This is a genomic window from Dyadobacter sp., from assembly GCF_051859145.1.
GTDB lineage: Bacteria > Bacteroidota > Bacteroidia > Cytophagales > Spirosomataceae > Dyadobacter.
In genome coordinates this window covers 1-21,263 of record NZ_JBHYGF010000568.1, presented here as the reverse complement: position 1 = coordinate 21,263, position 21,263 = coordinate 1, and the positions used below count along the sequence as shown (strand labels likewise).

The following is a 21,263-nucleotide window of genomic DNA, read 5'->3' as shown; positions in this document are numbered from 1 at the left end:
TACCTGCCTGAGCTTCAAAGAAGGAAATGGTTTTGGTGTGCGTAGCAACCATTGTGGCTGCATAAGTAGTATCAAAAGCAACCACTTTGCGGGAAGCGAGGCTGTCGAGTGCCTGCTGTCGCTCATTCGTAATTGTATTGGGAATGGTCAGTTCCTTATCAGCTGCAAATGTCTTTAATTCCTCGTTTGATTTTGTATAACCATCGATCATGAGCTGTGCATAGTCCGCGTAGTCTTTGGAAGCCTGGTTCTCCAATGCGAGCTGGCCTGCGCTGATCTGGAAAATGCCTTCATCGGCAGCGGCTAATACAAACGCCCGGTCGGCTTCGGTGATTGAAGTACGCCGCGCATTTTCATCTTCGTCGTCAGTACAGGAAAAAACTAGAGTAAGCAGAATCAGGAAATACAGGCCGGGCTTTTTCATGAGCGTTGCAATGGTTTGTGCAAGCTCAATTAATATTATGCCAATTAGAGTTGGGATTAAAGATCGCTGCTCTTGTTCCTTTTGTAGGAAGCGATTTTTGAATAAAGCTCGGCGGGGCTGAACGGTTTGCTGATGTAATCATTCATTCCAACTGTGAATGCAATATCCTTGATATCCATCATCGCCGACGCGGTAAGCGCAACAATGGGAAGGCTTGCATATTTCTCACCAGGCAGCTGCCTGATTTTCAAAGTAGCCTCATATCCATCCATTTCGGGCATTTGAAGATCCATTAACACCAGATCATAATCGGCAAGCTGCACCTTTTGTAATGCGATCAGTCCGTTATCGGCAACGTCATAATCGACTTTCCATTGTTTCATGAAATTGCGCATCAGGAGCACATTGATCGCATTGTCTTCCACAATAAGTACCCGCATTCCTTCCAGGTCGAATGTGCTGGTGAATGTACCCGCTGCCTGCTGGGCAAGTTGTTTTTCACTGATTTTGAATGCAAGACTGAAGTAGAAGGCGGACCCTTGTCCAGGCTCGCTTTGGACGTAAATTTCGCTTTGCTGTAATTCCAGCAGCCTTTTTGTAATGGTAAGCCCAAGACCAGAGCCGCCATATTTCCGCGTTGTATCTGAGGTTGCCTGGGTAAAGCTGTCAAATATGTTTTCGATTTTATCAGCCGGGATCCCGATACCTGTATCTTCTACCCGGAAGTCGATGAGGATTGTATCGCCTTCCCGTTTAGCCACATCAGCCGAGATCGTAACCTTGCCGCGCTCCGTGAATTTGACGGCATTGCTCACCAGGTTAGTCAGTATCTGTCCCAGCCTGACCGGATCGCCGGTTACTGTGACATTGACGCTGTTGGTCACTTTCAATTTCAGCAGGATACCTTTCTCATTGGCTGTCTGAAGAATGCCGGAGCGGATATTTTCCAGCAGGAACAATACATTGAAATCCGTCTCCTCAAACTCGATCTTGCCAGCCTCTATTTTGCTGAAATCAAGAATATCGTTGATTAGTACCAGCAGATTTTCGGCAGAAAGTTTCAGGATATTCAGGTATTCCATTTGCTCCGGCGTAGGATTTTGCTGCAGCAGCAAATGGGTAAAGCCGATAACCGCATTCATGGGCGTGCGGATCTCGTGGCTCATTGTGGAAAGAAACTGCGATTTGGCCACAGCCGCCATTTCCGCCATTTCCTTGGCATGAATCAGCTCCTGTTCCGCTTTCTTCTGGTTATCAATGTCCATGATCGCCCCGTAGAGCTTGACAACTTTGCCGGAAGCGTCGGTGTATGGTTTGCCAATAGCATGGATGAACTTGGTATATCCGTCCGGCATCACAATCCGCAGGTCGAAACTTGCGGGTTGAAGGTTATTGATCGCTTCCCAAATGTGTTTTTTGTATAGATGCAGATCGTCCGGGTGGATCATCCTGGAAAAAAGCTCGGTATCCGGCCCCACATGGTCCGGTTCCAGACCGAAAATCCGGAAAGCTTCGGCAGACCAGAAATTTTGACCGGTTACCAGATCTGACTCCCAGCTGCCGCTGTGCGTAAGCTGCTGGGATTCGGCCAGCATTGCTTCGCTGCGCCTGACCGCCTCTTCCGCCTGCTTTCGGTGGGTGATATCATGCCACACGACCAGCAGTACTTTCTTGTTATTAATGGGAACGGGATTGAGCGTAACTTCTACAGGAAACTCTTCTCCATTGATTTTGCGATGAATCCACTCAAAGCGATTGTAGCCGCTTTCATAAGCCAGCTTATCCATCGCCTTTGATTTTTCAGAAGATAACTGTCCGTCGGGCTGGTATTCGGGAGAAAAAGCGGCAGGGTGAAAGGAGAGCAGTTCCTTTTTGTCTTTGCAGCCGAGCATTGACACCGCGGCCTGGTTACAGTCAATAATTCCGTTTTCATCAAAGAGCAGATGCGCGTCTGTGGAATATTGGAATATAACAGCCAGCTTCTCTTGCAGGAGCTCCCGCTCTGTATCATCTTGCGAACCGGTTCGCTTGAATGCTTCGTCTCCTGTCGCTGGTAAACTCATGCCGGTGGCTGCTGTTTTTTATAGAAGAAGGTTTACAATTAAATGAGTTTCTGACCACTTTTCCAAAGCAGTATCAGATAGTTAGGCAAATAACGATGCCAATAAAAATTTAATTTATTGAACGGTATTGAAGCAGGTGACATTGCTTTCCAAAATACAAATATTAGGATGTTAATTCAAGATCAGAATTGCGAATGCAGCCGCGATCTTGTAAATTGAGAAGTGACCTTATTGCTTTACAGCATGAACACAGACTACGATTCACTGGTAAAAAGGATTGCCGAACTGGAACAAGAGCTCGCAGAAGCACGTGCACATCACGTTTCTCATGCGGACAGGCGGGTTGATGTACAGAGTGAGAGCTGGGGCGAGGCCGAGGCGCGGATACGCGAGAGCGAGGAGCGCTTCCGCATTATTGCAGATACCGCCCCGGTTCTGATCTGGATCGCGGGTGTCGATAAGGGTTGTTACTTCTTTAATAAAGGCTGGCTGGATTTTACCGGCCGCAGCATGGAGCAGGAAACCGGGCACGGCTGGGCGGAAGGTGTGCATCCCGATGATTTGGAGCGTTGCCTGCATATTTATAACTATTCTTTCGATGCCCGAAAGGAGTTTAGCATGGAGTACAGGCTCCGGCGGTCCGACGGGGAATACCGCTGGATATGGGACAGAGGTGTGCCCCGCTACACTGGCGACGGTGTTTTCGTGGGGTTTGTGGGCGGTTGCATGGAAGTACAGGAGCAAAAGAACTTCGCGGAGGAGCTTGAACGCAAAGTAGAGCAAAGAACCACGCAGCTGAAAATCCAGAATTCCATTTTCAAGCACTCGGAAGAGAATGCCCATATCGGGAGCTACGCCTGGAACCTGAATACCAACGAGCTGGAATGTTCCGACAATCTTTATCGCCTGATCGGTTACGAGCCGCAGGAATTTGCGCCTTCTTTCGAACAATTCATTTCATTTCTACACCCTAACGACCGTAATAAAGCGATACGGGAGGGTTTACGTGCATTTGAAACGAAGGTTTTAATCCAAAGTACCTACCGTGTTGTCACCCGCACCGGCGATATCAAGCACTTGCGCCTGAGCGTGAATTTTATCCTCGAAGCGGGTAACCAGCTGATGATAGGCGCATTGCAGGATGTTTCGAAAGATATTAAGTTGAATGAGGCGCTACGGATCAAGAACATTGAACTGCGGCGGAACAATGAGGAGCTTGCTTCTTTCAGCTATGTCGCCTCCCACGATCTGCAGGAGCCACTGCGCAAGATCCGCGCATTCAGTGGACGCATTCTCGAAAGAGAAGAGCACCTTTCCGAAAATTCGACAGATTATTTCAACCGGATCATGCTCGCCGCTGCCAGGATGCAAAAGCTGATCGAAGCACTGCTGAGTTATTCTGGGACAAATTCAAGCGACATAGCATTTGTCGATACGGATCTTAACGGGATCGTGCAAGAGGTAATTACTGACCTGGAAGGGATTATTGACGAGAAAAAAGCTGTATTCGACCTGGGTAAGCTGCCGGTTATTCCAGTGATACCAGTGCAATTTTATCAGCTGATGCAAAATCTAGTCAATAATGGAATCAAATACAGCAGGCAGGGTGAAGTGCCGGTAATCCGCATACATTGTGAGATTATTAGCAAAGAAGGAGACGAAAGTGAGTTTTACAAAATCAGTGTGGCAGACAATGGGATCGGTTTCGATCAGCAATATGAAAGCCGCATTTTTGATCTGTTCCAGCGGCTGCACGGGAGGAATGAATACGAAGGAACAGGTATCGGACTGGCAATCTGCAAGAAAATCGTGCAGAACCATGGAGGCTACATTACTGCCGAAGGCCGGCCGGGACAAGGAGCTACTTTCAATGTATATCTGCCTGTCAGTCGCGATTAATTTTTAGTTTTGTTATAAATGAAAAAACCTTCTCAATGCAGACTAAGAAGGTTTTTTCGTGATTGTTATTTATTAGAAAATAAACTTGGTGCTCAGGAAATTGGAAGTATCCTCGTGCACGATCTCGTTGATCAGCTGCTTGTTCTGTTCATTCATTTTGAATGCTACCAGCGAGCGGATCGAGAATGCGCGGATTGCATCGGGCACGGATAGCGTACCTTCCGCACTGTCCTTGCGCCCCGTGAATGGGAAAACATCCGGTCCGCGCTGACATTGTGTATTGATATTCACGCGGCTTACCTGGTTCACAAGCGGATCAATCAATGCAGCTACTTCGTCGGCATCGTTGCTGAAAATACTGACCTGCTGCCCGTGAGTAGACTCGATTAAGAACTCGATCGTCTCTTCAAGATCCTCAAATGGAACTACCGGCACGATCGGGCCGAACTGTTCTTCATGGTACAACTTCATTTCCTTATTCACCGGATAAACGACCGCCGGATAGAAGAACGAACCTTCCGATTTACCACCATTTTCATTCACGACAGAGGCGCCGTGCGTAATCGCGTCGGAAATGCATTCATTGAGGTATTCGATCTTGTTGGTTTCCGGGAGTGGGGTGAGGGAAACGCCTTTTTCCCACGGCATTCCAAATTTAAGTGTACCGACTGCGGCGCTGAGTTTTTCCAGGAACTGGTCAGCCAAACTTTTATGTACCCAAATGATCTTTAATGCAGTACACCTTTGTCCATTGAAGGAAAGTGCGCCCAGGATAATTTCCTTTACGGCGAGGTCAAGATCGGCATTGGGCGTAACTATCGCCGCATTCTTGGCATCCAGACCCAGAACGGCACGGAGCCTGTTTACTTTCGGGTGCTGCTTTTTAAGCTCATTAGCCACTTTACTCGAACCGATCAACGTAAGTACATTGATTTTGCCGGATTGCATCAGTCCGGGTACGATGGCATTTCCGCGGCCGTAAATTACGTTCACAACCCCTTTTGGAAAACAATCCCTGAATGCTTCCTGCAAAGGGTAATGTAGCAGCGTGCCAAATTTCGGGGGTTTGAAAAGAATGGTATTGCCCATGATCAGTGCCGGGATCAATGTGGTAAATGTCTCATTGAGCGGGTAGTTAAATGGCCCCATACAAAGTACAACGCCGAGCGGCGAGCGACGTACCTGCGCTGCAATTCCATCCACAATATCGAAGCCGGAGGAATCCCGGTCGAGGTTTTTCAGTGAGTCGATGGTTGCGTAAATGTATTCAACGGTACGGTCAAATTCCTTCGCTGAGTCAGCAAACGATTTGCCTATCTCCCACATGATCAGCTTCACGATAATGTCTTTCTGCTCGATCATGAGGCCGGTAAATTTCTCGACCCGGTGGATCCTTTCTGCTACGCTCATTGTCGGCCACTCGCCGCGTCCATTGTTGTAGGCAGCAACTGCAGCATTCAGCGATTCTTCGGCTTCTGCGGCTGTACAAACCGGGTAACTTCCTATCAGCTTTCTTTCAAGTCCGTTTTCTGTTTTGACACAAACGGGTGAGTAAACTTCGTGAACAGGCCCGTCCCAGGGTTTCATCACACCGTCGCTGAGGTATTCGCGCTGGTGGATCAGGGAGGGTAAGCTAAACTCCGACGGGATTTCGCTTTCTTCGACAAAGATGTCTTTCAATGTGGCGTTAAAATCCATTTTCTAACTGGCTAAAATGTGTTCTTGGTTATTTAAATAATGATTTTTGAAGACGGACAGTTCCCGTTAGAAAGACCTGACGACGTATATTACTGAATAACCTTAAACAAATATGCAATTAGCCAGGATCAGCTCAAATGCGGCTCGGGGAAGGCACTGCTGCATTCCTTTTGCCCATTTTTAAAAAACGGGTGATCAGGAACCCTGAGGCAACCGTAAGTCCGGCGATCAGCCCCAGCCACATACCAGGTGCGCCCATACCAAAGTGAAATGCAAGCAGGTAACCAACCGGAATGCCGATTACCCAGTAAGCAATCCCGATCAGGAAAGTGGGTGTTTTTACATCCTTAATCCCTCTTAAAAGTCCGGCGCCAATCGCCTGGGTACTATCCGAAATCTGGAAAATAGCAGCAAAAAGCAGCAGCAATGCAGCAAGCGAAACAACCTGCGGCTCCTTGTTGAATGCAAAAGGCAGTACCTGGCGCAGCGCCACGAACATCGTCGCGCACAAGATGCCATAGATCAATGCGGTGATCAGGGTGCTTTTTCCAATAACGATAATCTTCTGCCAGTCGGACCTGCCCAGTGCATTGCTGACGCGGATAGAGCCTGCCTGCGCAAGTCCCATAGAAACCATGAATGTAAATGAAGCACAACTCAGTGCGATTTGGTGCGCGGCCTGTGATACTGCTCCCAATGTACCGATGATGATCCCCGATACTGCAAATGCCCCCGCTTCCATACCGATCTGCAGGCTGCTTGGCACGCCGATGTGCAGGAGCTCGCCCATGGTGTGGCTTTTCAGCTTCCATTGTTTGCGGCGCACCGCAATGTATTTGGCGAAGGTTTTGTGGCTGAGCACAACATAAGCCAGCGCCAGGAACATGCAGGTACGGGTAATCAACGTGGCCCAGCCGGCGCCCAGCAGTTCAAGCCGCGGGAAGCCCCAGTTGCCGTAAATAAGCAGCCAGTTCAGCAGAATGTTGAGCGGCATACCTGCTAGTGAGAATATCATGGCAGTGCGGGTGGATTCCAGTCCGTCTGCGAATTGTTTCAATGTCATAAAAAGCAACATCGGGATAATGGAAATTCCCATCAGCTGCATGAATGGAATGGCGAGGGTTACTACCTCGGGATCCTGGCCCAGGTGATAAAGCAGGTCCTTGCCAAACACCAATGTGAAGGATATAGCAAGCGCCGTGAGTGTACAAAGCACAAATCCATTGAACAAATAATGTGAAACCTGCTGCGCATCCTGCTTTCCATTCGCAAGCGACACCATTTGCGACACCGAAATCGTCATTCCGATCCCGATCACAAAAGGAATGTTCATGGCATTGATCACCAGTGCGGCAGCAGCCAAGTGCTTGTAGCTGATCGCGCCTACCATCGCGCTGTCGATCAGGTGGAGCGCCATTTGGGCGAGTTCGCCGATGATGATGGGGAAGGCTAATCTTAACGTTTGTGAGGCTTCGTTTTTCATGGAATCGTGTGGATATGCTAAAAGGGTTGCAAAGGTAGCCAATTAGAGGTCAGCGCAAGAATCTTTCGTTCTATTATGTAGCAGGTTAGAGTAAAACCGGTTTGTAAACCGGTTTCTATTGTTAGCAATTTCAAGGCAGTGGGTATCGATAAAAATATTACAAAAAACAGAATGGGCATGAACAGGGAGTTCGCTGCTGGCGTGGCGCCGGCAAGGGGACAGAGGCAATTTTTGAAAGCATTTGGTTTGTTCGCGTGTGTTTGTCTCAGTGCCTTCGGCGCAATGGGCCAGGGTACTGCAAAGCTGAAAGTAACTGGTAAAATCGTGGACGCGCAAACGAGCAGTCCGCTAGGATATGCGAGTATCAGGCTCTTCAAAGCCGCAGACAGCTCTTTTGTGAGCGGTGCAATTACGGACGAAACGGGCGGCTTTATCGTAGACATCTCGGCGGGTAACTACTACGCTCTCTCAGAGTTTATCGGGTACAAGCCGCAGTTTACCTCCAACGTACGTCTTAATGCCGCCAATTCTCCGCTTGATTTAGGATTAATCAAAGTCAGCCCTTCTGCCCGTACATTGGATGAGGTGACGGTTCAGGCAGAGAAAAGCACGATGGAACTGTCTCTTGATAAGAAGATTTTTAATGTAGGCAAAGACCTCGCCAATGCAGGCGGGACTGCCGTGGATATACTTACAAATGTACCCTCAGTGGCTGTGGACGTGGAAGGCAATGTAAGCCTGCGTGGAAGTGGTAATGTGCGTATACTCATCGATGGTAAACCTTCGGGACTGGTCAGCATCAAGGGAGCGAGCGGGTTGCAACAGTTACAGGGAAGTATGATCGAGCGCGTGGAAATTATCACTAATCCGTCGGCGCGTTACGAGGCCGAGGGAATGGGAGGGGTAATCAATATTGTTTTGAAAAAAGAGCGGAAAGAGGGGATCAATGGATCTTTCGACATTATCACGGGGCACCCGACGAACTATGGTGCTGCGGCCAATGTGAATTACAGGCGCAAAAACCTCAACTTCTTTATCAATTACACGATGTCGTACCGGAACACGCCGGGTAAAAACTTTGTGTACCAGGAGCTTTACCGCGACGATTCCACATTCATCATGGAGCGGGATATGAAGACCAATCTGAAAGGAATGGCGAACTCTGCGCGCGGGGGAATTGATTATTATTTTAACCCAAAAAACATCCTGACCGGCTCCTATACCTGGCGAACAAGCAAGGGTAAACGTTTTTCAACGCTGACTTACCGGGATTATCTTACCAATATCAACAACCTGACAAGCTACACAATCCGTACCCAGGACGAAACCGAAACGGAGCCGAATTCCGAGTATTCTATTACCTATAAAAAGACATTCAACCGTAAAGGCCAGGAGTTTACAGCCGATGTACGTTACCTGGACAACTGGGAGAATTCTGATCAGTATTATAATGAGAACGTGTACAATCCCAATGGAAGTCCGTCGGATATAGCGCCACTATTGCAGCGGGCTGTGAACTATGAAACGGAAAAGCAGCTGCTTTTTCAGGCCGATTATGTGCATCCATTTGCCAAAGACGGCAAGTTTGAAGCGGGGGCCAGGAGCAGCTCGCGCGATATGACAAACGATTACACCGTCACGCAGCGTGCAAATGACGGTGGCTGGATCACGTTACCAAACCTGACCAATGATTTTTTGTATGAAGAAAACATCAATGCGGTTTACGGAATTGTCGGCAATAAAACAGGTAAGGTGTCTTACCAGGCAGGGTTGCGCGCTGAATGGACAGGTGTAACAACCGAATTGAAGCAGACTGCGGAGGTGAATAAACGTACTTATGCCAATTTGTTCCCGAGCGTGCATGTTACTTATGACCTGGCCAAACAGAATGCATTCCAGCTCAGTTTCAGCCGGAGGGTGCGTCGGCCGCAGTACAACGATCTCAGTCCGTTTGCTACGTACAGCGATAACCGGAACTACTGGAGTGGAAATCCCGACCTTAATCCCGAGTTCACGAATGCATTTGAGCTTGGCCACATCAAGTACCTGGCGAAAGGTTCGCTTGCTTCTTCGCTTTACTACCGGCATACAAATGGGAAGATCACGAGTATCCGTCGGGTGCAGGAGGATGGAAGCTCTTATACGCGGCCTGAAAACCTGGGTACCGAGGATGCTTACGGAGCAGAGTTTACGAGCTCTTTTAACCCGATCCAGTGGTGGAAGTTTGATGCAAGTTTTAACTTTTTCAGGGCAATTACCGACGGTGCCAATGTGGATGATACCTTCAAAAGCGACACTTACAGCTGGTTTGTGCGTGCGATGTCGCGGCTGACTTTATGGAAAACCACGGATGTACAGCTTCGCGGCAACTATGAAGCACCACAGCAAACCCCGCAGGGCAGAAGAAAAGCACTGGCTACGCTCGATCTGGCAGCAACCCGGGATATCCTGAAAAACAATGCGACACTTACGCTCAGTGTGATTGACGTTTTCAATTCGCGCAAGTTCAGGTCGATAACGGAAGGAGCTAATTTCTACGCACGGAATAGCTCGCAAGGCAGGCTGAGGCAAATCAACCTGACGCTGAACTACCGATTACACCAGGCGAAGAAAAAATCGAAAGAGGGGCTGGAAGGTGAATTTTAGTGCTCCCATGTCATTTTGGTATATATTTACTACCTTGTATATGATTTTGAAATCGTGAGCGAGCAAACCATTATTAAGGTTTTACGGAATGTATTGATCAACGTTTTTGTTATCTACCCTAATACTTAATTTTGGACTATGAGCAACAAACCAAATAAATCAATTTTCCTCGCCGACGACGATGCAGATGACTGCATGTTGTTCGAGGATGCGCTAAGGGAAGTCAGTACTTCCGCTGAGCTGGTGACTGCGAATGACGGAGTTGAGCTTATTAATTTAATGGAAACCACGGTACCACCTCCGCCTGATGTGATATTTCTCGATCTCAATATGCCGAGAAAAAACGGGTTTGAATGCCTTGAACAAATCAGAAATACAAAAGAATGGGAGGGTATTCCTGTTGTGATATTTTCAACTTCGGGACAGGAGGAAATGGTGCGTAAGGTACATCAGCAGGGAGCTAACTTTTTTATCAGAAAACCAGGCTCTTTTCCAAAATTAAAGCAGGCGATCAAGCAGGTGCTGGACATTGACTGGAAGAAGCACAACTGGGCTCCCGCAGCAGAAAATTTTTATTATCAGTATTAATCCTTCCTTTTGTTCACTGTTTTACTTTTGTAAAGTACAACTTCCCGCAAACCAGTGAACGAACCAGGCGCATCTCCCCAAAATCCGGAGTTTACAACCAGGCAGCCAACAGACAGCGAAAGCAGATTCAGGAGCGTGATGAAGCAGGCACCCGTGGGAATGGCTATCCTTCGGGGCGAAAGCTTTTTTGTGGAAATGGCCAATGATACTTACCTGAGCATTGTTGATCGCGCCGAGGAGGCTTTTGTAGGAAAACCGCTTTTTGAAGCATTACCCGAAGTAAAGGACTATGTAGGGCCGATCCTGCTCAACGTTCTCAAAACAGGACAGCCTTTTTACGGTAACGAGTTCGAAGTTACCCTCCGCAGGTTCGGTGAGCCGCAGCAATGCTATTTCAATTTTGTTTATCAGCCTCTTTTTGAAGATACCGGGGAAACTTCCGGGATCATTGTCGTGGCCACGGAGGTAACCCAGCAGGTTTTGTCTAAGCAGGCGCTGTTAAGAAGTGAAAACCTGTTCAGGAACCTGGTCACGCAGTCCCAGTTTGCGAAAGCCATTTTTAAAGGTGAAGACTTTGTGATCAGCATTGCCAATGAAACAATGCTGAGAGATCTGTGGCGGAGGGAAGAAAGCGATGTGGTGGGGCGAAAGCTGCTGGATGTTTTTCCAGAGCTGAGGGATCAGAAGTTTGTGAATATTCTCAACCACGTTTACAGCTCAGGGGAGATTTACCGTGAAAATGAGGCACTGGCTTATGTAGACGGTCCTGACGGTTTGAAGACCTTCTATCTCGATTTTCAGTACGCGCCAATGTACGAGATTGACGGAACGGTGTCAGGCATTATGGTTTCGGTTAATGACGTAACTGAAAAGGTGAAGTTTCGTCAACAAATCGCGGAGGCAGCTGACAGACTTTCGCTTGCGACTGACGGTACCAAACTTGCGACCTGGGATTTGAACCTGCAAACCTATGAAATCATCTATTCAGGCAGATTAGCTACTATTTTCGGGTATGATGAATCGGTGGTACTCACTCACGCGCAACTGCGTGATCACATTCACCCGGAGGACCGTAAGACGATCGTCGAAAAAGCATTTGAAGCTGCGCTGGAAACAGGAAGCTATTACTACGAAGCGCGGGTAATTCATCCCGATAAATCCATTCACTGGATCCGGACACAAGGCAAGATATTGTACAAGGACAATCATGTTCCGCACAGAATGCTCGGAACCATGATGGATATTACGGACAGGAAAGAGTCGGAACTTGCATTAAAGGCAAGCGAAGACAAGTTCAGGACGCTGGCTGACTCCATGCCGCAGCTGGTCTGGACAGCCGACTCGGAAGGATACATTAATTACCTTAACAAGTCAGTTTACGACTATGCGGGCGCGCGGGACCGTCGCATTTATGGAGATCTATGGTCTAATATCGTGCACCCCGACGATGCAAATGAAAACCGGAGATTGTGGGAGTTGTCTGTTCAAACGGGTAAGGATTTCGTTTTTGAACATCGGCTGAGAAGGGCTGACGGTGAGTTCAGATGGAACCTGAGCCGCGCCATTCCGCAACGGAATCCGGATGGAAGTATCCTGATGTGGGTGGGTACCAGCACTGATATTCACGAAAGCAAGCTATTTATTGATCAGCTCGAAAGCAAGGTGCAAACGCGTACTCAGGAGCTGACAGTGGCGAACAATGAGCTGGTGCGCACCAATATGGAGCTGGCGCAATTTGCCTATGTGGCCAGTCACGATTTGCAGGAGCCACTTCGTAAGATACAGACATTCGCAACACGTATCCTCGAAATCGAGTACAACAACCTATCGGACCGGGGACGGGATTATTTCGACAGAATGCAGGCTTCGTCAACCCGGATGCAGCAGTTGATTATTGACTTACTAGCGTTTTCACGCGCGAATGCAGTAGAAAAGCATTTTGAATATACGGATCTGAACCTGATTTTAAAGAATGTACAGGATCAGCTCAGTGATCAGATTAACAGCCAGGACGCTCAGATTACCAGCGATTTGCTGCCTTCCTGTGAGGTGATCGTTTACCAGTTTGAGCAGCTTTTTACAAATATTATTGCCAATGCATTGAAGTTTGTAAGGCAGGATGTAAAACCTGTTATCCAGATTAAAACGGGCACAATAGCTGGCGACCTAATGCATTTAGCCGGCGCTGATCCGGCAATAACTTACAGGTTCATATCTTTTACCGACAATGGGATCGGTTTTGATCAGCAGTTTAAAGACCGCATTTTTCAGGTATTTCAGCGGCTGCACAACAGGAGCGCTTATGAAGGAACAGGGATCGGCCTGGCGATCTGTAAAAAGATTGTTGAAAACCACCAGGGTTTTATAGACGCGACAGGAAAGCCGGGAGAAGGTTCTACGTTCATTATTTACCTGCCTGAATCGCGACTCAGGTAAGTTTCACATTCTCAATTCGTTTTGCTCCTCCGGTCGTTTTTTGGTGCGGTAGGTAACGGCTATCCCAGCCAGAATGATCAATCCGCCCAGGATCATTTGCAAAGTGATTTGTTCACCAATGAAAATCCAGGCAAAGAACCCACTCACAACAGCCTGGCTTAAAAGGCTGAGCGAAACCTTCTTTGCATCCATTTTCTTGACTGCATAATTAAGAGCCAGCCAACCCACCAATTGACAAATCAAACCCTGAACTACGAACACCCCCCAGACGGTGGTGTCAAATCCCCTGATTGGTTGCTGAAATACAAGGCAGATCAGCAGCAGGTAAATGCTTGATACTGCCATATTGATCGTCATAAAACTCACAATATCCACTTTCCCAAGTACTGCTTTACTCACCAGTATGTAAGTAGCATACAGTAAGCCGGAGAACATCGCCAGCCAGAAACCTGCATCAAGCTGGAAGCTGGTAAATTGTTCAAATCCGATCAGTACGACAATTCCTGCAAGCGCCACCAATGTACCAAGCCAAAAAGCAGATTTGGGCTTGTCAGGCAAAAAGAGGAATGAGCCTAGGCCCACCCAAACAGGCGACAGGTTGGCGAGCAACGTTGCCTGGGTTACATTGGAAAGTGTAATTGACAAATTCCAGACAGCAATATCCGACGCGAAGATCAAGCCGCAAAGTATGATCGGGACCCATTGATCCCGATCAGGCCAGCGGAATTTTTTGGTCAGAAACACATAAGGCAGGATCAGGATGAAGCCGAAGAACATCCGGTAGAATGCCGACGTAATCCCTGAAACAGGTGCCCATTTAACCAGAACAGGAAAAATGCTGATGCTAACTAGCCCAATAATAAGTGCAGTACGGGGATTTAGCATAACTGGTGATTTGACACTTTCCTCAACTAGTTTGCAGCCGGCTTTGCACGGTCATACTGGACCGGCCAGACAATATCCTCACCCAATTCATGCGCGGCATGCAATGCAAAATACGGATCACGGAGCAGCTCGCGCGCCATAACGATCAGATCGGCTTCGTTGTTTTTCAGGATATCTTCTGCTTGTTGCGCCTCAGTGATCAATCCTACTGCACCGGTGAGCGCTGTTGTTTCTTTTTTGATTTTGGCAGAAAACGGTACCTGGTACGAAGGTCCGACAGGGATTTTTGCATTAGAAGCGAGTCCGCCGGAGGATACGTCAATCAACGAAATGCCTTTATCAGCCAAGATTTGCGACAGTTTTGCCGATTCATCTTCGTTCCATCCATTCTCCACCCAGTCAGTAGCAGAAATACGTACAAACACCGGAAGTTCTGCTGGCCAGACGTTTTGAATGGCGTCTACCACTTCCAGTAAAATGCGGATGCGGTTTTCAAAGCTGCCGCCGTAGCTATCGGTACGCGTGTTGCTGAGCGGCGATAAAAACTGGTGGATCAGATAACCGTGCGCCCCATGAATTTCTATCACCTTGAAACCAGCTTGTAACGAACGTTGCGCAGCTGCTGCAAAATCAGCAATTACCTTTTCAATGCCCGCCTGATCAAGTTCCAGTGGCGTGTCCTCGCTATGATGGAATGGAATGGGAGAGGGGGCCAGCGTTTTCCAGCCACCCTGGTCCAAAGGAACCTGTCCGCGACCTTTCCAGGCGGGGTAAGTGCTCGCTTTACGACCTGCGTGGGCCAGCTGTATCCCGGCTACCGCGCCTTGTCCGGCAATGAAATCGGTGATCTGTTTGAGTTTCCCGATATGTTCGTCCTTCCATATACCCAGGTCTTCGGGAGAAATGCGGCCTTCGGGAGAGATTGCGGTTGCTTCGGCTATTAACAAGGCAGCGCCGCCAACTGCGCGACTGCCGAGATGCACGAGGTGCCAGTCATTTGCAAAACCATCTACGGATGAATATTGGCACATTGGCGAAACCACAATGCGGTTTCTTAGTTCAATGCTTTTTAGTTTAAGCGGAGTGAAAAGAAGTGAAGACATGAAAATGTTTGTGTTTATTGAATGATTTTGACGCGGCCTATTTCGCCGCTTTCCAGCCGCACTTTAATTCCGTGCGTATGTACCGGTGCTTTGGTTAAAATATCTTTGACAATCCCGTAAGTTAATGTGCCGCTTCTCTGGTCTTTTTTTAAGACGATCGCGACCGAAATGCCAGGTTTTATATTCTCCCTTTTTGTTCCTGTAAGTGTTTCCATTTATGCGTTTGCCGCCTTTATTTTCTGCAAAATCTTAATTTCATCAATCGTGATCGTACTGATCAGCTCAAATAGTCCATTGATCGTTTTCAGGTCAGACAGCATTTTTCGTGCAGGTGACTGATCCGCTTTCTCTATCCCCAGCTCTTTAATCTCTTTCTTCCGTTTGGTCAGTAGCTCTACGAGTTTTTGGTTCTGGGGCAGTGATTCACGCGTTATCTCAAAACTGTTGCTGGTCTTACCTTCGATCACATCGGCGGCGGCCTGTAACTGCCGGTCGATTTGTCGGGTCATCAACTCAAATTCCGTTGCAAATTCTGAGTAGTTCAGCATTTGCGCGTAGGTCGACAGCGACGCAATGTAAGAAGTAAGCATGTGGCTCGTGGCGACAAACTGGTGGTATTCTTCCATTTTCAATTGCTGCCTTTTCGGCTCTGACAGCATTTTCTGAAAGTTATCCGACAGGTTCGCCATCGCAATGATCGCATCTTTTCGGCTTACTTTCAGATCGTTGATGTCCAGCTGCTTGCCTGTAAACTTCGCCGCTACCAGATCAAAATACTTTCTGTTTGCATTCAATGCCTCCTTGATATACTGATTGATTTGCGAATGTTCCCAAACCGGAAGTACATAAGAGGAAATCAAATACGCGATCACAGATCCGATTACCGTATCAATAACCCGCTCTTCGAGAACGGTACGAATGTGGTTCGGGTTCAGAAAATGGAAAGACAAAATCACGTACAATGTGATGGAAGTGGAAGCAATGAAATAGTTGATTTTTAAAAAGCTGTAAGCGAGTACCATTGCTATGATCATGATCACAAAATGCGCAGTGTTATCCTTGATCAGGTACAATAATAAAAAACCCGTGACAACACCCAGCAAAGTACCTCCGATCCGCTGGATATTGCGCTTTTTGGTGATACTGAATGCAGGTTTTAGGATCACAACAATGGTCAGCAAAATCCAGTAACCGTGACCAAGCTCAAAGAAGAGCGAGGTAATATAGCCCAGCAGCAAGCCCAGCGTGACACGGACCGCGTGCCGGAAGTGGCTTGATTTAAGCGACAGATTGTCCAGCAGGATCCGGGGGTGGTATTCCTGTTTAGGAATGAAATTATCACCTTCCACATTCAATTTGTAACCTTCACCAACAGCGGCATCGTAAGTTGTGGCACGATGAAGTTTTTTGACACGCTCAGTAACGTCCTGCAAGCTGTTCAGGATTTGACGAAGCATGATAAAATCTTCCATGTTCTCGTGGTTCATCTGATGTTCGCGCATCCGCTCAAATGCTTTCTGACATTTGTTAAATGCGTCGTCGAGATCGTGGCGTGGCGTAGAGGCAAAGCCGCTTTGAACAGCGAGGCCGATCGTCTGTATTTCAGCTGCGAGCCAGGTTATGTAAGTCCCAAACAGCCGTAAAACTTTGGTGTGGTCAAATGCGCGATGCAGATTCACGTAGTTTTGTTGTGAATTCAGAATACGCTCAAAAAGATCGATGCTATCGAGAAACATCAGCATCAGTATCCGGCTTTTGTTCGTAGACTCAGTTACGATCTCGCGCGTTTTGAACAGAATCTCCCGCAAATTCTCATGATTTTCCCTCAATAAAACCTGCTGGTGGATCATCCGGTTAAACAGCTCGTCGTAGTCGGGATTAGCGAAATAGTAATCGGCTTTAATAGAAAGCAGCTTCCCGAGTTCTATAAAATTTTCACCCAGAAGCTGCTGAATGAGCTTGTAGGGTAGCAGCTTCTGCAGGATCATAAAAAGCGCAAAGTACCACACTCCGCCGGCGCAGAAAATAGCCGCAGTCCTGAGTACCATATCTCCGCTCAGGTGGTCATCAATGTTGAACACAAATACGAGTAACGAAATCAGTCCAATGCTGTTGACACGGTTTCCGTATACGCCAACAAGCGAAAAGAACATTCCGAAGAAGATGATTTCGAGGAAGATGATAAAGGGGAATTCTCTTAAAAAGCCGGTAATGCAAGCCACAAAGAAGCAGCTGAAAATGGCAACCAGCAATGCATTTCGCCTGCGATGGTAAGGTCCGGGGTTATCGGTACCTCCGATCAGCAGCGTACCCAGCGGAAATGCGATCATCTCGCTGAGAATGCCGTAATGGTAAAAAATAAGGCTCGGGACGATAGCTCCAAGCGTAAGGCGTACTCCCGTCGACAGGTAATGACTGAAAATGAACTTTTTAAATTCGTCGAGGTAATTCATGGACTGGCCTGCTGTAGCTTTTACAATACTACTATTTTAATCTTATAAGGAACAAAAGGTGTACCATAGTTCCGGTTGGTATAAAAAACAAAAAGGCTGCCTCCGTTGGAAGCAGCCCTGGTATCGGTAATCCAATGTTTAGTCGTGAGAGCCGATCTTCGAAACCGCTTTGTCGATCACGTATAAACCTGTTGCTTCTTCGCCGATCACGTCGAAAAGTTCGATTGCGCGACGTGCATTATCCTCTTCTTCAACCTGCTCGTTCACAAACCACTGCAAGAAATTTTCAGTAGCATAATCTTCCTCTTTGCGGGTTGCTGTGATAATGCGGTTAATGGATTGTGTTACCGCGATCTCGCTTTGTAATGCAGTTTCAAATACATTTCTGAATGTAGGATACTCTTGCTTTACAGGTCCGATTTCGGGAGAAATGGCGGTTCCTCCAACTGTCATCAGATAGTTGAAGATTTTCAGCATATGTCCTCTTTCCTCGTCAGATTGTTTAAGGAAATACTGGGCGCTGTATTTAAAACCGTTGCGGTCACACCAGGAAGCCATTGCCAGATATTTGGCAGAAGCTTCTGCTTCCATTTTAACCTGGTTATTTAATAATATCTCTATTTCCTCTTTAAGGGAAGTCCGTTGTCTCAATAAATCTCTCATGGTACTTGTTGCTTATTTGGTTTTATAAGTACAAATATCATGCGAAAGTTCATCAATCCAAATCGAAATTGATATTTGGAATTGGTCTAAGACAATCGTTATCAGTTATTTAGACTGATTCTGTTTCTAAAAAAAGAAGTTCGTGGAGCAGGGAATTCAGCTCGATTGCGAAGTGGGTACCGTTGACTAATTCCCTCAGTTGGATCAGTTCGCAAAGCGTAAGTTTGTGGTAAATGTTCAGCTGAGGAGCCTCAACGAACTCGTAGTCAGATTCGTCCGAGAGGTCGAACAGTTTACTTCTGATATCAATGCTGTTAATAAAGCGACGGAAAGCCAAGAAATCGCGGACCTTAAAAGAAGCTTGGATTTCGCCGAAATGAAGCTGGATCCGGGAGGTTAAGTCGCATTGTACGCAAAAACCTTTTGCAGTACTAAATAATTCATTGGGGGTATTCACTGACAGCAAGACAATATTGGTTCGTGAAATTGTGCTGCAAAGATAAAGTCAAACATCTTCCCGAGCAACATTATCTGTAAGTAATCTAAATAAATACCCCCTTTGGTTGTAATGTAATTTTATTTCTCTGCCGCTTTCGCCCAGTTGTCCCGCAATGTGACAGTCCGATTGAAAACTAGTTTATCCGCTGTGCTATCGATATCTTTTACAAAATAGCCTTTGCGCAAAAACTGAAAGGATTCATCTCCCTTTGCTTCAAGCAATGCAGGCTCGGCGTATCCGGTAATTACTTCCAGCGATTTAGGATTGATGAAATCTTTGAAATCGCCTTCTTCTGCTGAAACATCTTCTACCGAAAACAGGCGGTCATATAACCTGATTTCAGTTTCAACCGCGTGTTCCGCAGAAACCCAGTGCAGGGTACCTTTTACATTGATCCCGGTTGTATCGTGTCCACTCTTGCTGTTTTCAATGTAGCTGCAATGCACTTCTGTGATCTCGCCAGCTTCATTTTTAACAAAATCAGTGCATTCTATAATGTAAGCGCTTTTCAGTCTGACCATTTTGCCCGGTGCGAGACGGAAGTATTTCTTGCCTGGATTTTCCATAAAGTCCTCTTTATCAATGTAGATCTCACGGGTAAAAGGAACTTCGCGGGAGCCGGTCGCAACATCTTCGGGATTATTCTCGCTGTGGCACATTTCTGTAACTCCCTCCGGGAAGTTTGTGATCACCACTTTCAATGGATCCAGTACCACCATTCTGCGCAATGCTTTTTTGTTCAGGTCTTCGCGTACGCAGAATTCCAGCAAGCCCACATCGATCATATTTTCACGACGGGCTACACCAATCCTGTCACAAAAATCGCGGATACTTTCTGGGGTGAAGCCTCTTCTGCGCAGTCCGCTGATTGTCGGCATACGCGGATCATCCCAGCCGCTTACATGATTTTCGCGCACCAGTTGCAGTAATTTCCGCTTGCTGGTTACTGTATAATTCAGGTTTCGGCGCGCAAATTCGTATTGGTGCGACGGATAGATATCCAACTGGGCGATCAGCCAGTCGTAAAGTTCACGGTGAGGAACAAATTCCAGTGTACAGATCGAATGCGTGACGGTTTCAATGGAGTCACTTTGTCCGTGTGCAAAATCGTACATCGGGTAAATGCACCATTTATCGCCGGTCCGGTGGTGGTTTGCATGTTTGATCCGGTACAAAATCGGATCACGCATTAGCATATTGATGTGCGCCATATCTATTTTGGCACGCAGTGTCCGGCTTCCGTCAGGGAATGCCCCACTTTTCATTTGTTCAAAAAGTACAAGATTCTCTTCCACGCTACGGCTGCGGTAGGCACTGTCCTTGCCAGGCTCTGTGGGCGTACCTTTCAGAACCGCGATTTCCTCGGAAGTAGAATCGTCTACATAAGCAAGCCCCTTTTTGATGAGCTTGATTGCATATTCATAAAGTGTATCGAAATAATCGGAAGCATAAAGTTCGTTTTCCCATTTGAACCCCATCCATTGAATATCCCGCTTGATGCTCTCAACGTACTCTGTGTCTTCTGTTACAGGATTGGTATCGTCAAAACGCAGGTTGGTATAGCCAGGAAATTTGTTGGTCAGACCGAAATTGAGGCAAATGCTCGATGCATGCCCAATGTGCAGGTAACCATTTGGTTCCGGGGGGAAACGGGTGATAATCTGAGTATATTTTCCTGACCGCAAATCCGCCTCAATAATCTCTTCAATGAAATTCAGGTTTTTCTCTTCTTTTTTCTCTTCCGTAATCATATAATAATGAAATTATCCAATTCTCAAAGTTAACCTTCTTCCTAACAAATTCCGCAATTCGGCCTGTAAATCGCAAATCTCTGTCCTTTGACTTACTTTTGCACCATGCGCTATTTTCTAGAATTTTCTTATCTCGGAACTGCCTATAATGGCTGGCAAAAGCAAAATAACGCCCTCGGCGTCCAGCAGGTACTGGAAGAAGCGCTGGCCAGGTTATTCCGTACCACGGTTGAACTGACAGGCAGCAGCCGCACCGATACCGGCGTACATGCAGAACAACAATTCGCCCATTTTGATTTAAATAATCCCATTCCGGATCCCGATCTTTTTGTTTATAAAATGAATGGTTTGATCCCGCGGGATATAGCTGTCAGGAATGTATGTGCAGTTGATAGTGAACTGAATTCCCGCTTTGCAGCAACTTACAGGAAGTACGAATATCGTATTACAAAATTCAAGAACCCTTTTCTGACCGGGCAAGCCTACTTGCTGAAAGCGGATCTTGATATCGAGCTGATGAATGAAGCGGCTGCATTGTTGTTGAAACACAACGATTTTGAATGTTTCAGCAAAGTGCACACCAATGTAAACAACTTTCGCTGCACCATCACGGAAGCTAAATGGACCGAAACGCCGGATATGCTGGTTTTTCATATTCAGGCAAATCGCTTT

16 protein-coding genes are annotated in these 21,263 nt (G+C 47.0%); 5 read left to right on the top strand and 11 right to left on the bottom strand.

All coding sequences use genetic code 11. The features are described from left to right. Both ACTIE6_RS24250 and ACTIE6_RS24245 read right to left on the bottom strand, forming a co-directional pair. Positions 1–424, bottom strand: a 424-nt coding sequence (locus ACTIE6_RS24250) for a DUF4142 domain-containing protein (RefSeq protein WP_439559082.1), incomplete at its 3' end; no start/stop codon positions are given. A 56-nt stretch (positions 425–480) separates the two neighbouring features. Then, entirely contained in the window at positions 481–2,487 is a 2,007-nt protein-coding gene (locus ACTIE6_RS24245; RefSeq protein WP_439559081.1) for an ATP-binding protein, read from the bottom strand. 243 nt (positions 2,488–2,730) lie between these two features. On the opposite strand from ACTIE6_RS24245, the gene ACTIE6_RS24240 reads away from it, so the two are divergent. After that, positions 2,731–4,386, top strand: coding sequence for a PAS domain-containing sensor histidine kinase (locus tag ACTIE6_RS24240; protein WP_439559080.1), 1,656 nt, complete (start codon positions 2,731–2,733; stop codon positions 4,384–4,386). A 72-nt stretch (positions 4,387–4,458) separates the two neighbouring features. On the opposite strand, the gene ACTIE6_RS24235 is transcribed toward ACTIE6_RS24240, so the two are convergent. Together ACTIE6_RS24235 and ACTIE6_RS24230 are read right to left on the bottom strand one after the other, a co-directional pair. Continuing rightward, the gene (locus ACTIE6_RS24235) at positions 4,459–6,084 is read right to left on the bottom strand and encodes an NADP-dependent glyceraldehyde-3-phosphate dehydrogenase (RefSeq protein WP_439559079.1); all 1,626 of its coding nucleotides are present in this window, start codon (positions 6,082–6,084) and stop codon (positions 4,459–4,461) included. Between the two features lie 133 nt (positions 6,085–6,217). Beyond that, complete coding sequence (locus tag ACTIE6_RS24230; protein WP_439559078.1) at positions 6,218–7,567, bottom strand: MATE family efflux transporter; 1,350 nt, start codon at positions 7,565–7,567, stop codon at positions 6,218–6,220. A 282-nt stretch (positions 7,568–7,849) separates the two neighbouring features. Between ACTIE6_RS24230 and ACTIE6_RS24225 the strand changes: the two genes are divergently transcribed. The 3 genes from ACTIE6_RS24225 (at position 7,850) to ACTIE6_RS24215 (ending at position 13,237) form a co-directional block, all read left to right on the top strand. Further along, positions 7,850–10,213: a TonB-dependent receptor domain-containing protein gene (locus ACTIE6_RS24225; RefSeq protein ID WP_439559083.1), complete on the top strand. Its 2,364-nt coding sequence runs from the start codon at positions 7,850–7,852 to the stop codon at positions 10,211–10,213. A gap of 138 nt (positions 10,214–10,351) precedes the next feature. Continuing rightward, a complete protein-coding gene (locus ACTIE6_RS24220; protein ID WP_439559077.1) occupies positions 10,352–10,801 on the top strand; it encodes a response regulator in 450 nt (149 codons plus the stop codon). 54 nt (positions 10,802–10,855) lie between these two features. After that, a complete protein-coding gene (locus ACTIE6_RS24215; protein WP_439559076.1) occupies positions 10,856–13,237 on the top strand; it encodes a PAS domain-containing sensor histidine kinase in 2,382 nt (793 codons plus the stop codon). 3 nt (positions 13,238–13,240) lie between these two features. Here ACTIE6_RS24215 and ACTIE6_RS24210 read toward each other — a convergent pair whose 3' ends face one another. The 7 genes from ACTIE6_RS24210 to ACTIE6_RS24180 all read right to left on the bottom strand — a co-directional run bounded on the left by ACTIE6_RS24210 (position 13,241) and on the right by ACTIE6_RS24180 (position 20,591). Continuing rightward, positions 13,241–14,122, bottom strand: a complete 882-nt coding sequence (locus ACTIE6_RS24210) for a DMT family transporter (RefSeq protein ID WP_439559075.1) — start codon at positions 14,120–14,122, stop codon at positions 13,241–13,243. A 26-nt stretch (positions 14,123–14,148) separates the two neighbouring features. Beyond that, positions 14,149–15,225 carry an NADH:flavin oxidoreductase/NADH oxidase gene (locus ACTIE6_RS24205; RefSeq protein WP_439559074.1) on the bottom strand — a complete coding sequence of 359 codons (1,077 nt, stop codon included), beginning with the start codon at positions 15,223–15,225 and terminating at the stop codon, positions 14,149–14,151. A 14-nt stretch (positions 15,226–15,239) separates the two neighbouring features. Then, the gene (locus ACTIE6_RS24200) at positions 15,240–15,440 is read right to left on the bottom strand and encodes a YwbE family protein (protein ID WP_439559073.1); all 201 of its coding nucleotides are present in this window, start codon (positions 15,438–15,440) and stop codon (positions 15,240–15,242) included. Then, positions 15,441–17,678, bottom strand: a complete 2,238-nt coding sequence (locus ACTIE6_RS24195) for an FUSC family membrane protein (RefSeq protein WP_439559072.1) — start codon at positions 17,676–17,678, stop codon at positions 15,441–15,443. A 138-nt stretch (positions 17,679–17,816) separates the two neighbouring features. After that, positions 17,817–18,341 carry a ferritin gene (locus ACTIE6_RS24190; protein ID WP_031526668.1) on the bottom strand — a complete coding sequence of 175 codons (525 nt, stop codon included), beginning with the start codon at positions 18,339–18,341 and terminating at the stop codon, positions 17,817–17,819. A 109-nt stretch (positions 18,342–18,450) separates the two neighbouring features. After that, positions 18,451–18,678 (bottom strand): hypothetical protein, encoded by a 228-nt coding sequence (locus ACTIE6_RS24185; protein ID WP_439559071.1) that lies wholly within the window; start codon positions 18,676–18,678, stop codon positions 18,451–18,453. A 239-nt stretch (positions 18,679–18,917) separates the two neighbouring features. Beyond that, a complete protein-coding gene (locus tag ACTIE6_RS24180; RefSeq protein WP_439559070.1) occupies positions 18,918–20,591 on the bottom strand; it encodes a glutamine--tRNA ligase/YqeY domain fusion protein in 1,674 nt (557 codons plus the stop codon). A gap of 105 nt (positions 20,592–20,696) precedes the next feature. Between ACTIE6_RS24180 and ACTIE6_RS24175 the strand changes: the two genes are divergently transcribed. Continuing rightward, the coding region (locus ACTIE6_RS24175; RefSeq protein ID WP_439559069.1) for a tRNA pseudouridine synthase A at positions 20,697–21,263 on the top strand (567 nt) is incomplete at its 3' end.